General features: G+C 62.1%; 2 protein-coding genes and 1 pseudogene. 2 read left to right on the top strand and 1 reads right to left on the bottom strand.

Annotated elements, in window-relative coordinates; all coding sequences use genetic code 11:
- Together IVA87_RS15830 and IVA87_RS15835 are read left to right on the top strand one after the other, a co-directional pair.
- Positions 1-601 (top strand): transposase (locus IVA87_RS15830; protein WP_247334137.1); only part of this gene is annotated, 601 nt, incomplete at its 5' end.
- On the top strand, positions 598-1,218 hold the full coding sequence (locus tag IVA87_RS15835) for an IS3 family transposase (protein WP_247334139.1): 621 nt from the start codon (positions 598-600) through the stop codon (positions 1,216-1,218). The genes IVA87_RS15830 and IVA87_RS15835, both read left to right, overlap by 4 nt.
- 141 nt (positions 1,219-1,359) lie before the next feature.
- Here the strand turns inward: IVA87_RS15835 and IVA87_RS15840 are convergent.
- Positions 1,360-2,447: pseudogene (locus tag IVA87_RS15840) on the bottom strand (IS66 family transposase); the annotation flags it as partial.
- Positions 2,448-2,544: the final 97 nt, after the last annotated feature.

The raw sequence follows: 2,544 nt of genomic DNA on the forward strand, positions 1-2,544 counted from the left end.
CAGGCGACGCGTAAAGACCAAGCAAGTCAACACACCCACGTTCGATGTCAGGACCGCGCTGTATGGTGTGCTCGGCGTCGATCTGACCGAGATCCATGGATTGGGTCCGTCGCTCGCCTTGAAGCTTATCGGCGAGTGCGGCACAGATCTGAGGGCATGGCCGACCGCCAAGCACTTCACCTCCTGGCTCTGCCTCGCACCGGGCAACAAGATCTCCGGCGGCAAGGTGCTGTCTTCGAGTACGCGACGATCCTCCAGTCGGGCAGCTGCGCTGTTGCGGTCGGCGGCCACAACGGTCGGTCGAAGTGATACAGCGCTGGGAGCATTCTATCGTCGGCTGTCCTCACGGGCAGGTAAGTCGAAGGCGGTGACGGCGACCGCCCGCAAGATTGCGGTTTTATTCTACAACACGCTCCGGCACGGGATGAGCTACAGGGATCCGGGTGCCAACCAGTATGAGCAACAATATCGCAGCCGCGTCGTCGCCAACCTTCAGCGGAGGGCCAAATCGCTAGGCTTCCTGTTGCAGGCCATTCCGGGGACGCCAATCCGGCTGTTTCTTAGGAAGTCGATCGCGATCTTCGCCGGAACCCAGACATGAGCTTCCGCTTCATCGAAGACCATCGCGACGCCTATCCAGTGCGGCTGATGTGTGCCGTGCTCGAGGTCTCGCCGGCCGGCTATTACGCCTGGCGCGATCGCCCGGTGAGCGAGCGGACCAAATCCAATGCCAGCCTCCTGGCCGCGATCCGGCAAGTCCATCAAGACAGCAGCGGGCGTTACGGCAGTCCTCGCGTCCATGCCGTCCTGCGCAAGCAGGGACGTGGCGCAAGCCGTGGCCGGATCGAGCGGCTGATGCACCGGCATGGTATCCGCGCCATCATGGCGTCGCCACGCCGGGTGCACACCACCGACAGCCGTCACGACCTCCCGATCGTACCGAACCTGATCGCGCGCGACTTCACCGCTCCCGCCCCGAACCGGGTCTGGCTCGCCGACATCACCTACATCCCGACCGCGGAGGGCTGGCTGTATCGTAAGCGTTGTTCCGAACACACGTGTCAGACGACAGCGGATCGCTACGTTTTCCGTTTGTGGAGGGCTGCCAGCCGTTCCGCCTCAGCTAGTGCTGCAGTCTTGGTCTTAAAAGGACCAACGTCGTGCTCTTGCGTGTCGGGTAACCAAGCAGGCAAGAACCACCAACCGCCCGGACGGTAACTCTTGCTGTTCCTTATTGATCCGATGTGTCGGGCTGTAAACCAGCCGGGATCGACCCCATCCTGTTGCCACAAGATCTGATCGCTCATTGGCGCACCTTAGGAAGGCTGGTTCGTCGATCTTCCTCGATCAGGCTGGCTTCTAGCCGTTTCGGTAGGCCCATGGCAACAAGCTGTCGAGCTGGCGGTTCGGGTGACCGTTGACGATCTTTGAGAGAACATCGGTGATGTAGGCAAGCGGGTCAATAAGATTCAGCTTACAGGTTTCGACGAGGGAAGCGATGATCGCCCAGTGCTCGGCGCCGCCATCGGAGCCTGCGAACAGCGCATTTTTCGGTTGAGGGTGATTGGACGGATGGAGCGTTCGACAGCATTGTTGTCGAGCTCGATATGACCATTATCGATGAAGCGCGTCAGGCCCTCCCAGCGTGAGAGCGCATAGCGGATGGCGTCGGCCAACTTGCCCTTTTGGCTGATCAACGCGAGCTTTGCGCGGAGCCACCGCTCGAAGGCTTCCGCCAGCGGCCGGCTCTTCTGGTGTCGAACGAGACGACGCTCCTCGGCGCTGCGACCACGGATGTCCTTTTCGATGGCGTAGAACTCGGCGATATGCTTGAGCGCCTCGCTCGCGATGGGCGCGGGACCAGGTGCAGCTAGTTCGTAGAAGTTACGCCGCATGTGCGACCAGCAGAATGCAAGCTGAACGGCACCACGCTCGGCAAGCTTGCCATAGCCGGCGTAGCCATCGACCTGCAGGATCCCCTTGAAGCCTGCCAGATGGGCGATCGGTCGGTCGGCTTTGCGATCGGGGGCATAGACATAGGCGACGCCCGGCGGATCGGCGCCGCCCCACGGCCGGTCGTCCGCCACATAGGTCCAGAGCTGACCGGTCTTGGTGCGCCCGCGGCCGGGATCGAGCACCGGCATCGTCGTCTCGTCGGCGAACAGCTTTGTCCGTTGCCTGAGCTTGCCAAGGAGGCGCTCATGCAACGGACGCAGATGGAAGGCTGCCTGCCCCACCCAGTCCGCCAGCGTCGAACGATCGAGCTCAATGCCCTGGCGGGCGTAAATCTGAGCTTGTCGATACAACGGCAGATGATCGGCATATTTGGACACCAGAACCTGGGCCACAGTAGCCTCGGTCGGCAGCCCGCCCTCGATCAACCGAGCCGGAGCCGGCGCTTGCATGACGCCATCCTCGCAGGATCGGCAGGCGTATTTGGGACGCCGAGGCTGGGCAAGAATTACTCGTTAGCGGAGTGAGGCGGGTGCGTGCCGGCCGATTGCGAGCGGAGGCTGTATATTTGTCCAGAAGGCCCCTAGGGCA

This window comes from Bradyrhizobium sp. 147 (genome assembly GCF_023073935.1).
Classification (GTDB): Bacteria; Pseudomonadota; Alphaproteobacteria; order Rhizobiales; family Xanthobacteraceae; genus Bradyrhizobium.